The sequence below is a fragment of the Pseudomonas sp. B21-056 genome (assembly GCF_026016325.1).
Lineage (GTDB): Bacteria > Pseudomonadota > Gammaproteobacteria > Pseudomonadales > Pseudomonadaceae > Aquipseudomonas.
Window position 1 is genome coordinate 188,121 of sequence record NZ_CP087203.1, and the last position, 15,529, is coordinate 203,649.

The 15,529-nt window shown below is 60.9% G+C and carries 11 protein-coding genes; 4 read left to right on the forward strand and 7 right to left on the reverse strand.

All coding sequences use genetic code 11. From position 1 onward, the window contains the following. The first annotated feature begins 139 nt into the window (after positions 1-139). On the forward strand, positions 140-2,020 hold the full coding sequence (locus tag LOY67_RS00890) for a methyl-accepting chemotaxis protein (protein WP_265065524.1): 1,881 nt from the start codon (positions 140-142) through the stop codon (positions 2,018-2,020). A 105-nt stretch (positions 2,021-2,125) separates the two neighbouring features. Here LOY67_RS00890 and LOY67_RS00895 read toward each other — a convergent pair whose 3' ends face one another. From LOY67_RS00895 to LOY67_RS00920, 6 genes are all read right to left on the reverse strand, one after another. After that, positions 2,126-3,094, reverse strand: coding sequence for an IS110 family transposase (locus tag LOY67_RS00895; protein WP_265064259.1), 969 nt, complete (start codon positions 3,092-3,094; stop codon positions 2,126-2,128). 699 nt (positions 3,095-3,793) lie between these two features. Next, positions 3,794-4,258, reverse strand: coding sequence for an SRPBCC family protein (locus LOY67_RS00900; RefSeq protein WP_265065525.1), 465 nt, complete (start codon positions 4,256-4,258; stop codon positions 3,794-3,796). Positions 4,259-4,289: 31 nt separating this feature from the next. After that, positions 4,290-7,790, reverse strand: a complete 3,501-nt coding sequence (locus LOY67_RS00905; RefSeq protein ID WP_265065526.1) for a non-ribosomal peptide synthetase — start codon at positions 7,788-7,790, stop codon at positions 4,290-4,292. Between the two features lie 10 nt (positions 7,791-7,800). Next, a complete protein-coding gene (locus LOY67_RS00910; protein ID WP_265065527.1) occupies positions 7,801-8,733 on the reverse strand; it encodes a diiron oxygenase in 933 nt (310 codons plus the stop codon). Further along, a complete protein-coding gene (locus tag LOY67_RS00915) occupies positions 8,730-9,506 on the reverse strand; it encodes a DUF3050 domain-containing protein (protein ID WP_265065528.1) in 777 nt (258 codons plus the stop codon). Before LOY67_RS00915 ends, LOY67_RS00910 begins: the two co-directional genes overlap by 4 nt. A gap of 686 nt (positions 9,507-10,192) precedes the next feature. Then, complete coding sequence (locus LOY67_RS00920) at positions 10,193-10,882, reverse strand: GntR family transcriptional regulator (RefSeq protein ID WP_265065529.1); 690 nt, start codon at positions 10,880-10,882, stop codon at positions 10,193-10,195. 265 nt (positions 10,883-11,147) lie between these two features. Here LOY67_RS00920 and lapG point away from each other — a divergent pair, with 265 nt between their 5' ends. The 3 genes from lapG (at position 11,148) to LOY67_RS00935 (ending at position 14,959) form a co-directional block, all read left to right on the forward strand. Then, positions 11,148-11,771, forward strand: coding sequence for a cysteine protease LapG (gene lapG, locus LOY67_RS00925; protein WP_265067677.1), 624 nt, complete (start codon positions 11,148-11,150; stop codon positions 11,769-11,771). Positions 11,772-11,785: 14 nt separating this feature from the next. After that, positions 11,786-13,732, forward strand: a complete 1,947-nt coding sequence (lapD, locus tag LOY67_RS00930; protein ID WP_265065530.1) for a cyclic di-GMP receptor LapD — start codon at positions 11,786-11,788, stop codon at positions 13,730-13,732. An 867-nt stretch (positions 13,733-14,599) separates the two neighbouring features. Beyond that, the gene (locus tag LOY67_RS00935; RefSeq protein ID WP_265065531.1) at positions 14,600-14,959 is read left to right on the forward strand and encodes a DUF6124 family protein; all 360 of its coding nucleotides are present in this window, start codon (positions 14,600-14,602) and stop codon (positions 14,957-14,959) included. Between the two features lie 136 nt (positions 14,960-15,095). Here the strand turns inward: LOY67_RS00935 and LOY67_RS00940 are convergent, their stop codons facing one another. Then, positions 15,096-15,434, reverse strand: coding sequence for a tryptophan synthase subunit beta (locus LOY67_RS00940; RefSeq protein WP_265065532.1), 339 nt, complete (start codon positions 15,432-15,434; stop codon positions 15,096-15,098). Positions 15,435-15,529: the final 95 nt, after the last annotated feature.

Consider the following 15,529-nt stretch of genomic DNA (forward strand, 5'->3'; position numbering starts at 1 on the left):
CCTAATTTTTTCCAGAAGCTTGCCGACAGACTGATATGCGTGCACCAAAGTGGAGCGGACCACAAGTCCTGCTCCGAGCTGTTACGTGAACGGTTGCAACCGGAATGCACCCCCACTCCCTGCATAAGAAGCCTCATCGATGAATTTGAAGTTCAGCCATAAAATCCTTCTGGCCGCCTCTGGTGTGGTGGTTCTGGCGTTTGCCCTGTTCACCCTCTACAACGACTACCTGCAACGAAACACCATAGGCCGCAGCCTCGAATCCTCCATCGAGCAATCCGGCGACCTGACGGCCAGCAGCGTCCAGAACTGGATGAGCGGCCGGGTGCTGGTGCTGGAAAACCTGGGGCAGAACATTGCTCATCAGGGTGCCAGTGCCGATCTGGCGGGGTTGATCGATCAACCGGCGCTGACGTCGAATTTCCAATTCACCTACGTTGGCCAGGCCAGCGGGGTCTTCACCCAGCGCCCTGATGCCAAAATGCCCGACGGCTACGACCCACGTCAGCGCCCCTGGTACAAGCAGGCGGTGACCGCCGATAAAACCATGCTGACCCCGCCCTATTCGGCGGCCGTTGGCGGGCTGGTGGTGACCATTGCCCTGCCGGTGAAGAAAAGCGACGAATTGCTGGGTGTGGTGGGCGGCGACCTGAGCCTGGATACCCTGGTGAAAATCATCAACTCGGTGGACTTCGGCGGCATCGGCCATGCCTTCCTGGTCAGCGGCGACGGTCAGGTGATCGTCAGCCCGGACAAGGACCAGGTGATGAAGAACCTCAAGGACATCTACCCCGGCACACCGGTGCGCATTGGCAAAGGCATGCAGGAAGTCGAGCTGAAGGGGCAGGATCGTATTCTTTCGTTCACCCCGGTCACTGGCCTGCCGGGCGCCGAGTGGTACATCGGCCTGTCGATCGATAAGGACAAGGCCTATGCGCCGCTGAGCCAGTTCCGTACTTCGGCGCTGATTGCGATGTTTGTCGCGGTCGCGGCCATTGCGCTGCTGCTGAGCCTGTTGATTCAGGTGCTGATGCGTCCGCTGACCACCATGGGCCGTGCCATGCAGGATATTGCTCAGGGCGAAGGTGACCTGACCCGACGCCTGGCGGTGCAAGGCAAGGATGAGTTCGCGGTATTGGGCGGCTCGTTCAACCAGTTCGTGGAGCGGATTCACGCCTCGATTTCCGAAGTGTCTTCCGCCACCCGCCAGGTACATGACCTGTCGCAGCGGGTGATGACGTCGTCGAACGCTTCGCTCGTCGGTTCGGATGAGCAGAGCGCCCGCACCAACAGCGTGGCAGCAGCCATCAATCAGTTGGGCGCCGCGACCCAGGAAATCGCCCGCAATGCCGCCGACGCGTCGCAACAGGCCAGCGGCGCCAGCGAGCAGGCCGACGACGGTCGCCAGGTGGTGGAAAAAACCATTCAGGCCATGACCGAGCTGTCGCAGAAAATCAGCCTTTCGTGCACCCAGATCGAAACCCTGAACGCCAGCACCGACAACATCGGGCACATCCTGGATGTGATCAAGGGCATCTCCCAGCAAACCAACCTGCTGGCCTTGAACGCCGCCATCGAAGCGGCCCGTGCCGGTGAAGCCGGGCGTGGTTTTGCGGTGGTGGCCGACGAAGTGCGCAACCTGGCGCACCGCACCCAGGAGTCGGCAGAAGAAATCCACAAGATGATCACCTCGCTTCAGGTCGGTTCCCGTGAAGCGGTCACGACGATGAACGCCAGCCAGGTTTCCAGTGAGGAAAGCGTGGAAGTCGCCAACCAGGCCGGCCTGCGACTGGTCAGCGTGACGCAGCGGATCGGCGAGATCGACGGCATGAACCAGTCGGTGGCTGCCGCCACCGAAGAACAGACCGCTGTGGTGGAAACCCTCAACATGGACGTCAGCCATATCAACCTGCTGAACCAGCAAAGCGTGGCCAACCTCAATGAAACCCTGAGGGACTGCGATGCTTTGTCTCAACAGGCCAATCGGCTGAAGCAGTTGGTGGATAGCTTCAAGATCTGACAGGCGCGCAGGCTGTACTGCCGTCATCGCGAGCAGGCTCGCTCCCACAGGGGATTTACGGTGGACTCATATTTTGTAGCCACCCATAAACCAGTGTGGGAGATTCTATGGTGCATGACTAGCCTTCAAATGCCTTTCTGGCTGGTATTCGCTCTGATTCTGCAGCAGAGCGAATACTACGCGGGCAAGCTTGCGCGACAGCGCCACCATGGCCTGAGTTGTACTTAGTCCCCGTGCCAGCAACGCCTCATAGAACCCCTTCCATCGCTCCGTGCGCCTTGCCGACATCGCTGCGTTGTGCAGCAGTCGGCGAGCTTCTGGATCACCTCGTTTGGTCAAGCAGCGGCGACCCTGTTTTCGCCCTGATTGCGATATGCGCAGGTCCAGCCCCAGAAAAGCGATGAAGGCATCGGCATTTTTGAAATCCCCCCGCTGAAACGAGGTGAGCAACCGGGCGCCGGTCAACAGGCCAATGCCTTCAACTTTCATGCAGCGCTTGAGCTGACCCAGCAAGCCTGCGTCCTTCAGCTCATCCTGGATCTTTTTTTCGACCAGGGTTTCCAGCCGTTGCATCGCGCCTATCTGGCGTTTGAACGCGGCTTTGAGTAACGGCTCGTTCGCCCAGCTTTGGCTCAGGCTGACACGGGCCTGGACCACAGCCGCACGGCGTCGGAAAAGGCTTACGAGCCGGCGATACAAGGGCGATGGCGGGTTCCAGGGATGCAGTTCCTGGCCTTCGTTCTTCAGGTAACGGGCCAACAGGCGAGCATCCAGTGCATCGGTTTTGGCGCGCACGTTCACGCCTTTGCGGTAGTGACTGAGCTCATAGCCACCGACCATGTAGATCACGCAGCCGGCCTTGTGAGCCAGATCGGCGAACTCCAGGTGATAGATATTGGTGGCTTCGATGGCAATATCCACCTGCATGGACAAGGCCTTGAGCCACTTCTTAATCGCAGTTTTGTTATTGGGGACTATCTCAAGCTGATCGGTTTCGGCGTGATACATCACCAACTCATCCTTGGCGACATCCACACCCACAATCGGCTTGACGAGGGGAATCGGCATTGCCATTGAAAACTCTCCGGGCTAAGGTTTGAACACTTGAAGGGTTCACCCAGAGGCGCAGGCTTGTTCCTATCGTCGGTCTAGGCCAGATGCATTCTTTATCGGCGCTTGGGTGAAAGGAGGAGGGGTAAAATCTCCCACGGTCTGTACTGCTGCGAACAGTCAGAAGCGAACCTTGTCCCTCCTCCTCCCTTCAAGTCCTACCATACAAGCGAGCCTGCTCGCGATGGCGGCGGCACAGCCAACATCATCGTCAACTGCCCCAGCGCTATCGCGAGCAGGCTCGCTCCCACAGGGGATTTACGGTGGACTCATATTTTGTAGCCACCCATAAACCAGTATGGAGCGAGCTTGCTCGCGATGGCGGCGACACAGTCAACATCATCGTCACTGACCCAGCGCTATCGCGAGCAGGCTCGCTCCCACAAGGGTTTACGGTGGACTCATATTTTGTAGCCACCCATAAACCAGTGTGGGAGCGAGCTTGCTCGCGATGGCGGCGGCACAGCCAACATCATCGTCAACTGACCCAGCGCTATCGCGAGCAGGCTCGCTCCCACAGGGATTTACGGTGGACTCATATTTTGTAGCCACCCGGAACCCAGTGTAGGAGCGAGCTTGCTCGCGATGGCGGCGGCACAGTCAACATCATCGTCAACTTACCCAGCGCTATCGTGAGCAAGCTCGCTCCCACAAGGGCATTAGCTAGGCGAACATCTGCCGTACATTCCCCATCGCTTCATCGGCAAACCCTTGCAGGAAGTCCCTGAAGCCCGAGGGCGAATGGGCGTCGGTGTGGTCGGCGATGATGGTCCAGGTGGCGCGGCAACGGTTGTCCGCCAAGGGTTCGACGCGCATGGCGGCCCACAGGTTGTCGATGCCCAGGGTGTTGTAGATCAGCGTCCAGGTCATGTGCATGGCCTGGTCGTCACGGCTGTTGAGCTGTTCCACCACCAAGTTCTGCCCATCGACGAAGAACTTCTTGCGCAGGGACCTCACGCCCTCGCCGGTCATTTCGATACGCTCGAGTGCCGGAATGAAACGGTTGAAACCGCCAAAGTCGCCCACCAGTTCCCAGACCTGTGCCGCGTCGGCCGCCACCTCCACTGAGGTTTCGACTTGGCAGGCGTGAGGGTTCCTGATCAGGGTGTCGGGTTGAAATGCATTCATGGTCTTGCTCCTTGCTTTGGGTTGGATGGCTTCAGATGAAGTCGATGGCTTTGAGGTAGTCGGCACCGCGTCGCAGCAGGGCCGGGGATTTTTCCGGGTAACGGGCACCCATCTGCCGTACCCCGGTCCGGGCGTTGTCATGGCGGATCATCGAGATGTCGCCGATGTCTTCTTCGAAGCCGTTGAGGTAGAACCCCAGCACGCCGAACAGCGCGTTGTCGGCATCGACCCGCCCCAGTTGCCGCTGCCAGTCCGCGACGCTCACCAGGGAAAACTCCCGGCCGCTGTCGCGGAACGACGCCACGTAGGCGTCCCAGCTCAAAGGCTCGGGGTTGTGCAGGTTGAACACCGCTTGCGCCGGCTGGTAGCGGCTGGCGTGGAAGGCGATGAAGCGGGCCAGGAAGTCCACCGGCATCAGGTCGAAGTTGAGTGACAGATCCGGCACCTGGCCCAGTTGGATCGAGCCCTTGAGCATCAGCATCAGGCGGTTCTTGTGGGGCTGGCAGACCCCGGTCAGGCTGTTGAAACTGATGTTGCCGGGGCGGAACAGGTTGACCCACACCCCGCGATCCCGCGCCCGTTGCAGGATCCGTTCGCCGACCCATTTGGACAGGTTGTAACCGTTCTTGATGTAGATCGGTGGCGTCGGTGCGGCGGGTTGCTCCAGCACCTGGCCGTCGGCGCCCAGGGCACTAGAGGCCGATAGGGTGGAGACGAAGTTGAAGATCTTCTTGCTGCGCCCTTCACACAGGCGCAGGCATTCGAAGATCGGTTCTACGTTGTCCCGCGCCAGAGACTCATAATCGAGCACATGGTTGACGTGGGCCGCGTTGTGCACCAGGGCGCCAAAGGTCCGGTCGATGCGGGCATAGACCTCGTCCGGCAAACCCAACTGCGGTTGGGTGATGTCGGCGGCATAGACGCTGACCCGGCTCAGGTCCAGATGAGTCAGGCGATTGTCCTGCAGCGCCTGGGAAAAGCGTTCCGCCGCGCTTTGCCCGGCGGACGCACGCACCAGGCAAGCGACCTCGGTGGCGCCCCAGGCCAGCAGCGCCTCGACAATGTGTACCCCGAGAAAGCTGTTGGCGCCGGTCACCACCACTTTGTGCACATCACCGCATTGGCTGATGGGCAGCGGATCGATGTTGAGTTCGGCTTCGGCATCGATGAAAGCCTGGGGACTGAGCACCGATGCGTCGTTTTGTTCAGGGCCGTCGAGCAGCTTCGCCAAGGTCATCAGTGTTGGCGCCTCGATGAAGCGATTGATTGACAGGCTGCGCCCGAAGGTCTGACGGATGCTCAGCAGCAGTTGCGACAGCAGGATCGAATGCCCGCCGAGGTTGAAGAAGCTCTCATCGGTAGCAATGTCGTCGGCCGGCAGTTCCAACAGCTCGGCCCACAACAGCTGCAACTGGGTTTCCAAGGGATTCTGCGGCTGAAGGCGCTGACCACCGACCTGGACTTGCACTGCCATGGCGAGCAAGGCACGGCGATCGACCTTGCCGTTGCTGGTGTAGGGCAGGCTGGGCAGTTCGACGTAGGCGCCAGGGTGCATGTAGCTGGGCAACGTGTCCTGCACATGCTCGCGCAGCGCCTGGAGCGCGGCACCGGGCTGGTCTTCCCGGGGATGGACCAGGAACGCCAGGATCCGTCGACGCTCGTCCACACCCACGGCGACCTGGCGGAACAACTGGCTCTCCCGCAGGCAATGTTCGATCTCCTCGGGTTCGACCCGAAAGCCCCGGACCTTCACCTGATTGTCGCGCCGGCCACACAGCTCGACGCCGTTGTCGCTCCACTGGCCGATATCGCCGGTGCGGTAGACCCTCAGCCGCTGTCCGTCAGGCAGGGTCAGGTTGAGATACCGCGTGGCGGTCAGTGTCGGGTCATGCAGATACCCCAGGCCGACGCCCGGCCCGGCGATGTAGAGCTCGCCGGGTACGCCTTGGGGCACCGGTTGCAGCTGTTCATCGAGGATCAGCACCCGGCCGTTGGCGATGGGCGCGCCGAGGTTGCGGTTGTTGTCGCCAACACCAAACTGCCGCGTGGTGGCAAGCACGGTGGTTTCGGTCGGGCCATAGATGTTGTGGAACCGGCATTGGGGCGCGAGCTGCTCGATCACGAACGGCTCGCAGACATCCCCGCCGGTGATCAGGTGCGCCAGGCCCAGCGGTGCCTCCAGCGGCATCACGCTCAGCAGCGCGGGCGGCAGGAAGGCGTGGGTGACACGCTGCTGGTGAATCAACGCCACCAGTTGCTGCGGGTCTCGGCGCTGGTCTTCGCTGGGCGCCACCAGCAATGCACCCTGGATAAAGGTCGGCAGGATGTCCAGCAGCGATGCATCGAAGTTGATGGTGGAGAACTGCAACGCCCGGCTGGCGCGCTGCAACCCGACGTAGTCGCTGTACCAGGCACAGAAATGGCTGAGGTTGCGATGGCTGAGCAATACGCCCTTGGGCTGGCCGGTGGTGCCGGAGGTGTAGATCGCCACAGCCGGTTCGTCGATGTCCACCGAGCGGCGAATCAGCGAGACGGGGATCCCTGGCTTGAGCGCTGGCAGCCGGTGTATGTTCAGCGCGGGCACGGGCAGATCGCCCAGGTCGCTGTCGCCGTCGTGCAACAGCAGGTCCGCCTTGGCATTTTCCAGGATGAAGCGCCGACGTTGCGCGGGGTGTTGCGGATCCAGTGGCAGGTACACGGCGCCACAGCCCAGCACCGCCAGGATCGCTGCATATAACGGGGCGGATTTGGGCAAACACACCGCAATCACCATTTGAGAGCTAGGCTTGTGCGTGCAAGGCTTGCCTGGGACGAATGACTCGGTCTGGTTGGGTACCGCTGTGTCGACATCGCGGGCAAGCCTTGCCCCCTCCGGTTGTGCCTGTCCCAGCCGCTCCAACATTGCCTGCTGCAGCCTCAGAGCCTGATTGCGCAAGGTCTTGTAGTCGGTGACCCCACCTGCAACCCACAGCGCCGGTTGCAGCGCGTCATCGAGCATGCGCTGTTCAATGCCATGCATCACCGGCACTTCAGCGGCGGCCAGCAGCCAGGGCACTGGCGGCCGGTTGAGGCCATGCTCGAAGGCCAGCGACTCCAGGGCATCGAGCCCATGCAGAGCAAGTTCGGCGTCGGCCTGCACCGTCGGCCAGTGATCGAAGCCGCTGTCATCGCGGGACAGTTGGCTGACCAGTCGCGCACCGATCTCAACAACCCTCGCCAGCGTCCGCAACCGCAAGGATTGACCATTGCCGTTTTCGGGGGCGATGACCTCCTGGCACAACAATCGCTGCGCGCCGTCGCGAAAAACAATGACCGGTTGCGGCAGTGCTTCGCCGGGCACCGCCCGTAACGCCAAGCGCACCTGAAGGCAGAAGCGGGCTTCGATAGTGGAGGGCGCGGTACCGTCGTCGATCAACAGGTCGATCGCCGGTGATTGAACCGTCACGACACCATGGCCGTGCAGTTCGAGTTCCTGGGCCAGTTCGGCCATGGCCTGGCTGGTGCCAGGCACTGCAATTTCGAGGCGTCTCATCGGCAGCTCCTCATGGGGTCAGGTAGTCGGCCAGGGCATCGCGCACGCAGGGGGAAGCGAGCATCGAACTGCTGCGGAAAAAACGGGTGATGTTGCCCACCAACGGATGGAAGCGATTGATGGGGTAGGCCAAGGCACTGGCCTCTTCGCGCAGCGACTGGCGCACCGATTCGTCGACGGGCAGATGAGCGATCAGCTCGAAATCGAAGGCCTGCTGCAGATCGCTCGCCAGGTACTGGACGATGAAACCGGGCATCAACCGGGCAATCGCTTCGTGGTCCTCTTCGGGGGCTGCGCGCCAGTACATCTGCACCAGCCGCGTCCAGAAGCCCGAGTGCCGTCCCTCGTCCATCAGATGATCGGCCATCAGTCCCTTGATCGACGCCTTGACCGAATCGTCCCGGGCGAACGCCGCGACTTCGTTGGTCACGGTGTTTTCGGCGATTGCGATGCAGATCAGCTCCACGGCGCTCTGCAGATGCTCCGGCGCCTGGGCCAGCGTTGCCGGTATGGCGCGGCTGAGTTCGATCTGCGCCGGCAGCGGGATCGGGTCGATGCCGGTCATGTCGATGGTCTGCTGCATGAAGTCCATTGCCACCAGCGCGTGATAATCCTCGTCCACCACCACCGTCATCGCGTCGTAGCGACAGGCGAACGGGAACTCGATGCCGAAGCGATTCTTGGCGATGCGCCGGGCGGTGTGGTCCACCAGTTCGGTCTCGAAAATCACCACATCGTTGATGAACTTGTAGAGGCTCTGCACCAGCGCGTAATCGCGCAGTTGCGGGCAATGGCTGAGAAAAGTCTGGCTGTGCACCAGGGGTTGCCGGCTCATGGGGAAGATCAGCTTGTCGTCGTTCTCGACCCGGCGTCGTGGTCGGGTGCGGATCGTGGCGCGGCTTTCCCAGGCGTCGGCGAAGGACTGGTATTGGATGGCGTTCATGGCGTCACCTGCGCGACCGCTTGGGTCATGCTCTGGCGCAGGCCATCCCACAGGGCCGCCCGGCTGTGGACGGCAGCGAGCGCGGCGGACAGCACCTCGGTTTCGCGCTGTGGGTCGCCGTCGATCAATCGGGCCAGCAGTTTCTCCGCTGCAGGGCCGTGGTCTTCGGAGTCGACTTCGATGTGCCGTTGCAGGTAGTAACGAAACGTCGGCGCCTGATCCAGGCCAATGCCCCACGCATCCAGCATGCGTTGGAACATCTGCGGGATGACGCTTTCGCGACCATGCACGAACGCGGCGGCTACGCTGTGGGCAGGGGCATGCAGGGCGGTGTGCAGGGTCTGGCGAACGAACCGGGCCGCCGCGGGCTCGACCTCGACGCTGTCCAGGGCGGTTTCAGGACTGACGCCTTCCTGTTGCAGGGTGATGAATTGTTCAATCGCCCGGGTGTCGGCACCGACTTCCCGCATGGCGTCCAGGTACAGTTCGAAATGGCTGCAATACCCTGCGCCGGGGCGATCGTCGGACTCTTCTCCCAGCACGATTTCATTGATCAGGCGTGCCGCCTGCGGGTCGGCCGGTGGCAGCCAGGGCAGATGAATGCAGGTCAGCTCCCGCTGCAGCCGCTTGGTCAGCGACATGAAGTCCCACACGGCAAAAACGTGGCTTTCCATAAAACGGCGCAACAGGTCGATTGATGTTATTTCGGAAAAAACAGGGTGTTGGCCAAGTTCGCGTTTTTTCAAAAAAAGTTGTTCTTTGGTTGGCTGCATTTGAACGTCCTCATCAATGATGTTTGTCCGGAAAGGTGCTCGTTATTGTTAATAAGGCGAGCGGGTGCCTGAACCGGAATCCATGAATTACCCAAGTTATGCAAGTGTGTGCTGCTGTTTCGGTTGGTAGGCCTGAAAGCCCTGATTTCAGGTGGCTGGTGGAAACTTAAGTCGTCGATAACAATTCGACGTAGAAAAAACTAATACATGAAACAAGTCAGCGGCAAGCAATTTTTTAATTATTTAAACTTGCAGTTTTATCGGGCATGAAGAGGCTTTATAAAACTTATTCAGTAAGTTTTATTGAGGCGAAGTTGCTCCTTCCGATTGGTGACGATCAGAATCGATAGTTCGAGTGAATGCCTCACCCGGAGCACTTCAGGGAACAGGGAATAAAGAAGTTCGTGTTTTATGGGCGGGACGTCGGTCGGACACTCGATTCTCCCGCCGGTGGGCGACGCTCCTTGCGTGGTGGCTTCGATTCGCCCGGCTTGTCGCCAGGCGCTGACTTCTTCAGGTCTTTTTTTGAATCGACAAACGCAAGAGTGAGCCCAAATCGACGGCAGTGCCATTGAACTGATGTGGCGGCGGGTCGCAGACACGGCCAAGCCGCGTCAGGCGGGCGGGAAGACGGGTAGGAAGGATATGTAAGAAAGTGATACGCCGGCCAGATGGCCGGCGAGCGATCAGTTGGATGACTGTTCCAGATACCGTCGAATCGTGACGCAGGCTTTTTCCAGGTGTCGTTCCAGCAGGGCTACTGCGGAATCGATGTCTTTGATACTCACGGCCTCGAGCAGTGCGCGATGATCGTCCTGGGTCAGCTTGCCGAGCCCCATGGACGACAGATGAAAGCGCAGGAAGCGCTCCTCTTCATTGAGCTCGCGTTCGATCAGGTCCAACAACTTGCTGTTGGGTGCTTTGTGATAAAGCGACATGTGGAACAACCGATTGAGCTTGCCGATCTCGGCATGATCGGTTTGTGCTTCCAACTGGTCGATGTAGTGGGCGGCCTGCGCCAGGTCGTCGGCTTCGAGCAACGGCACCGACAGGCGCAAGGCGAAAGACTCCAGTACCGCACGTAGCGCGTAGGTTTCGATGGCGTTGTTAGTGATCAGCGGAGCGACCACGGCGCCTTTGTGTTGAACCACATTGAGCAGTGATTGCGCTTCGAGCTGGCGCAGCGCCTCGCGCACGGGCATGCGACTCACGCCGAACAGGTCGGCCAGTTCCTGCTGGCGCAGGGCCGTGCCGCAGGGCAGGCGCCCGTCGAGGATGGCCTCGCGCAGGGAGCCCTCGATGATCGAACGGGCCTGGGCAGCGGGAATGGGCCCGTTGACCTGGATAGTGCTTAACGGCTTGGGCTTCTTTGTCACGACCACGCACCCTGAATGACGGAATTGGATCCATGCCAACATTAATGACAGATTACCAGCCCGTCAAAGTCTCGCGGCCGGGGTTCATAAACTAAAGTTTAGCGTGCCTGGAGTGATTGCACCCTGCCATTGTCTTTTGCCGGGCCAGGCTTCACCATCCAACGAATCCTCAACGGTCTTTTTTGGACGCATTCCCTTGGCTGCACCGTTCCCTGCCCTCAGGTCCCTGCGCTGGCTGTGTTCGGCATTATTGCTGGCCGGCCTCATGCTGGGTGGCTTGCAGGCCGACTGGGACTTTGCGCAGATCAGCCGGCGGGCGCAGGCACTGTACGGGCCACTGGGCGAGGGGCAGCAACGGATCGATGCCTGGCAGCACCTGCTGGCGACCGAGAAGCAGACGCCTGAACTGGAACAGCTCAAGGTGGTGAACCTGTTCTTCAACAAACAGGTGCGCTACGTGGAAGACATCGACCTGTGGCATGAGGTCGATTACTGGGAAACCCCGATCCAGGCTTTATGGAAGGGCGCCGGCGATTGCGAGGATTATGCCATCGCCAAGTACTTCAGCCTGCGGCATCTCGGGGTGTCCAGTGACAAGTTGCGCATCACCTACGTCAAGGCGTTGCGACAGAACCGTGCGCACATGGTGCTTACCTACTACGCCACGCCCGAGGCCATGCCGCTGGTGCTCGACAGCCTGATCGACGCGATCCAGCCGGCCAGCCAGCGAACCGACCTGCTGCCGGTCTACTCTTTCAATGCCGAGGGGCTGTGGCTGCCGGGCACCAAGGGCAACAAGAAAGTCAGTGACACCAAGCGCCTGTCGCGGTGGCAGGACGTGTTGAAGAAAATGCAGGCCGAAGGTTTTCCGGTCGAGACGACTAATTAGGAGCGCGCGCTCAGATGTCTTTGTTCAAACAACTGTTGATCGCTATCTGTCTGTTCCTGGTGGTTGCCTTCAGCGGCAGCTTCATGGTCAGCCTGGAGAGCTCGCGGGCCCAATACGTCAATCAGCTACGCTCCCACGCCCAGGACGCAGCCACGGCATTGGCGTTGTCGCTGACGCCGAACATCGACGACCCGGCGATGGTGGAGTTGATGGTCAGCTCGATCTTCGACAGCGGTTACTACGCCAGCATCCGCGTGGTCGACGTGGCCACTGACAAGACCCTGGTCGAGCGCACCGGCACGCCGGACGCCGGCAGCGTGCCGCAGTGGTTCGTCAAACTCATCGGCCTGGAGCCGGCCGGCGGTGATGCAATCGTCAGCCGTGGCTGGGAACAGGCGGCGCGGGTCGAAGTGGTCAGCCACCCGATGTTCGCCCTCGCCAAGCTGTGGCAGAGCGCACTGGGCAGCCTGGGCTGGTTGCTGCTGTGCGGTGCCGCCAGTGCGGTGCTGGGGGCCTTGCTGCTGCGTCGCCAGCTCAAGCCGCTGGATTACATGGTGCACCAGTCCCATGCCATCGCCCGGCGCGAGTTCCTGAGCCTGCCGCAGCTGCCGCGCACCCCTGAATTGCGCCGCGTGGTGCAGGCGATGAACCAGATGGTCGAGAAGCTCAAGGCGTTGTTCGAAGAGCAGGCCGAGCGCAGTGAAAAGCTGCGGGTCGAGTCCTACCAGGACAACCTCACGGGCCTGGCCAACCGGCGTTATTTCGAAATGCAGCTCAATGCCCGGGTGAGCAACCCGGAGCAAGCCAGTTCCGGCTATCTGTTGTTGCTGCGGGTCAGGGACCTGGCCGGTCTGAACCAGCGCTTGGGTGGGCAGCGCACCGACCAGTTGCTCAAGGCCGTGGGCGAGCAGTTGCTGCGTGAGTGCGAGCGGTATCCGGAAACCCAGAACCTGGTGACGCGGGTCCGCGGCGGGGAATTCGCCGTGCTGGCGCCGGGGCTGGTGCGCGAGGAAGCCTTGCAACTGGCGCAGAACCTCGAAAGCGCGTTGGCGAGCCTGCACGCTACCGGCGCGACCGACATGGCATCGGTGGCCGCTATCGGGCTGGCGCCATTCGTCCACGGTGACTCGCCGCAAGCGGTGCTGCAGCTTGGCGACCAGGCCCTGGCCCAGGCCGAAAGCCAGGGCGAGCCGAGTTGGGCCTGCCTGGACCACAGCGCGGTGGCCGGCGTCGGCGACGACCACCATGCCTGGCACACGCTGCTTGATCAGGCCCTGAGCCAGCAGCGTTTCGAGCTGTACTTCCAGCCGGTGGTGGCCGCCCTGGACACCCAGGTGGTGCTGCACTACAAAGTGCTGTCGCGACTGCTCGACGAGCAGGGCCAGACCATTCCCGCCGGGCGTTTCCTGCCTTGGCTGGAGCGCTTCGGCTGGACGGCGCGGCTGGACCGCCTGATGCTCGAGCAGGTGCTCAGGCAAATGGCCGGGCACGAAGAGGCCCTGGCGCTGAACCTGTCCTCTGCCACCCTGGCCGATCCGCAGGCGTTGAATAAAGTCTTTGAAATTCTGCGGGCTCATTCCAACCTCGGGCCTCGCTTGACCCTGGAGATTGGTGAGGAGCAACTGCCTGAGCAGGCGGTGCTGGAGCAACTGACCCGACGCCTGCGTGAGCTCGGTTTTTCCTTGAGCCTGCAGCGTTTTGGTGGGCGTTTCAGCATGATCGGCAACTTGTCGCGGTTGGGGTTGGCCTATTTGAAAATCGATGGCGGTTATATCCGGGCTATTGATCTGGAGAGCGATAAGCGTCTGTTTATCGAGGCTATCCAGCGGGCTGCCCATAGCATCGATCTGCCGTTGATTGCCGAGCGGGTGGAGACTGAGGGGGAATTGGCGGTGATTCGGGAGATGGGGTTGTTTGGGGTGCAGGGGCAGTTGGTTGGGGGGCCTAAGCGTTGGGGTTGATGCTTGAGTACATATCCGTTGCTGCGGTAACGGCCACTTAGGGTTCCGCTTTTACAGCGGGTCACTTTCGAAAAGCGCGAAAGTAACCAAAGCGCTCATGCCCCACCACTCGGCACCTCGCTTAGGCTCGGTGTGCCCGAACGCAGGCATTGCTCCGTGGGCCCGCCGCGAAGGGCCATCCATGGCCCAGCGCGGCTATCCCGGCATCCATGCCGGGATGCCCACTGCGCAATACCTGCGTTCGGCCAGCGTGGTTAACGGGGCGCCGAGATCAACGTCCGTCGCGAGGCGGCCTTATAGCCGGCCTGACTCTTTCAGGTGTACTCCAATCCCACTGTGGGAGCGGGCTTGCCCGCGAAGGCGGCCTTAAAGCCGACCTGATTCTTTCGGGTGTACCTCAATCCCATTGTGGGAGCGAGCTTGCTCGCGAAGGCGGCCTTACAGCCGACCTATCTCTCCCGGTTGTACTTCAGTCCCCTGTGGGAGCGAGCCTGCTCGCGATGGCGTCAGCCCAGACAACCGAGCCCCTTGCAGATGCATGGGACAGTCAGGTCCTAGGAGATTTCCTTCAAGTTGTAGCGAAGTTGGTGAACTTGTCCGGCGCCGGACTCATGGCTAATCTGGGTTTGTCACTCAAAAAACGGTGACACTGGCGTGCAAGCCGGTTAAAAGAACGTCCAATATCTCACCAGCCATCGGTCGTGCATTCGTGCTCGTGTTTTATGGTAGCTGTGTGTGGGAGACCTTCGGGTCTGCCGAGGTTCTGGGCGTTGTCTTACTCGGTCTTGCACACTCACACATAGCTGCCACCCTTCATCGCGTGCAAGCGAGCCAGGGCGGCTCTGAATTGAATAGGAAGCCCAGACCATGTTCAAACCTACGCCCAACCCTCCACAACCCTCTTCCAAATCCCGTGTCGAAACCCTGCAAGCCAAAAAACTCGACGAAGCCGCCGAACGCGCCCTCGACTACTACCTAAAACCCAAACCCGTCGACGAGCCTCCATCAGGCCAGCTCTTCATCGTCGCCCCGGACATCGACACCGAAACCCTGTTGGCCAACGCCTCCGAAGACCTGCTGTCCATCAGCGCCATTGCCACCGATCTGGCGGACGATGTCGACGGTTCACGCCGCAGTGTGATCCTGGCGATCAGTCGGATGGCCGATGGGGTGCATTTGTTGGTGGAGCGGGCGATGGATCGGCTTGAAGCCCAGGCGTCGGGCTGAGAGGTTTCCGGTGGCTTGAAGATCGCTATCGCGAGCAGGCTCGCTCCCACAAGGGATGGGTGTTGCCCCGAATATTGCGGTCAGCACTGATCATCTGTGGGAGCGAGCCTGCTCGCGATGGCGTCGGTCCGGGCGCCTAGATCAACCCCTTCTCATCATCATCGATCAACCGGCTCAGCCCGCCCAATGCTTCCCGGGCCTGGTTGCGGTCCATCAACTTGGCCTGGGCGGCCGGGGGCAGGTCGGTGACGCGGATGACGCCTTTGCTGGTCAGCACCTGGATCAGGTCGTCGAGTACCCGGATCATCTCCAGGTCGCTCTGCTTGAGTTGTTTGAGGCTGTTTTCCACGGCTTGGTTGGCGAACCAGTCCTGGATCTCGTGGCTGTCGGCCGGCAGGGTTTCGCTGGCCTCGGCATAGGCGATGGCTTCTACGCGCACCAGTAGGCCTTGTGCATCGCGTTGCACATAAAACATCGGGCATCCCTCATGGATAAACGGCGTCATGCCGAGCAGCATAGGCCAACTGTGCGCGAGTATGAACACTTATCCGGTGGCGAGGAACAAACGCC

Excerpts from the sequence above, each read along its gene's own strand:
- LOY67_RS00915 (WP_265065528.1), bottom strand. The coding sequence starts at position 9,506 with ATGCAGCCAACCAAAGAACAACTTTTTTTGAAAAAACGCGAACTTGGC.
- LOY67_RS00890 (WP_265065524.1), top strand. The coding sequence starts at position 140 with ATGAATTTGAAGTTCAGCCATAAAATCCTTCTGGCCGCCTCTGGTGTG.
- LOY67_RS00900 (WP_265065525.1), bottom strand. The coding sequence starts at position 4,258 with ATGAATGCATTTCAACCCGACACCCTGATCAGGAACCCTCACGCCTGC.
- lapD (WP_265065530.1), top strand. The coding sequence starts at position 11,786 with ATGTCTTTGTTCAAACAACTGTTGATCGCTATCTGTCTGTTCCTGGTG.
- LOY67_RS00935 (WP_265065531.1), top strand. The coding sequence starts at position 14,600 with ATGTTCAAACCTACGCCCAACCCTCCACAACCCTCTTCCAAATCCCGT.
- LOY67_RS00940 (WP_265065532.1), bottom strand. The coding sequence starts at position 15,434 with ATGTTTTATGTGCAACGCGATGCACAAGGCCTACTGGTGCGCGTAGAA.
- LOY67_RS00895 (WP_265064259.1), bottom strand. The coding sequence starts at position 3,094 with ATGGCAATGCCGATTCCCCTCGTCAAGCCGATTGTGGGTGTGGATGTC.
- lapG (WP_265067677.1), top strand. The coding sequence starts at position 11,148 with ATGCTGGGTGGCTTGCAGGCCGACTGGGACTTTGCGCAGATCAGCCGG.
- LOY67_RS00910 (WP_265065527.1), bottom strand. The coding sequence starts at position 8,733 with ATGAACGCCATCCAATACCAGTCCTTCGCCGACGCCTGGGAAAGCCGC.
- LOY67_RS00905 (WP_265065526.1), bottom strand. The coding sequence starts at position 7,790 with ATGAGACGCCTCGAAATTGCAGTGCCTGGCACCAGCCAGGCCATGGCC.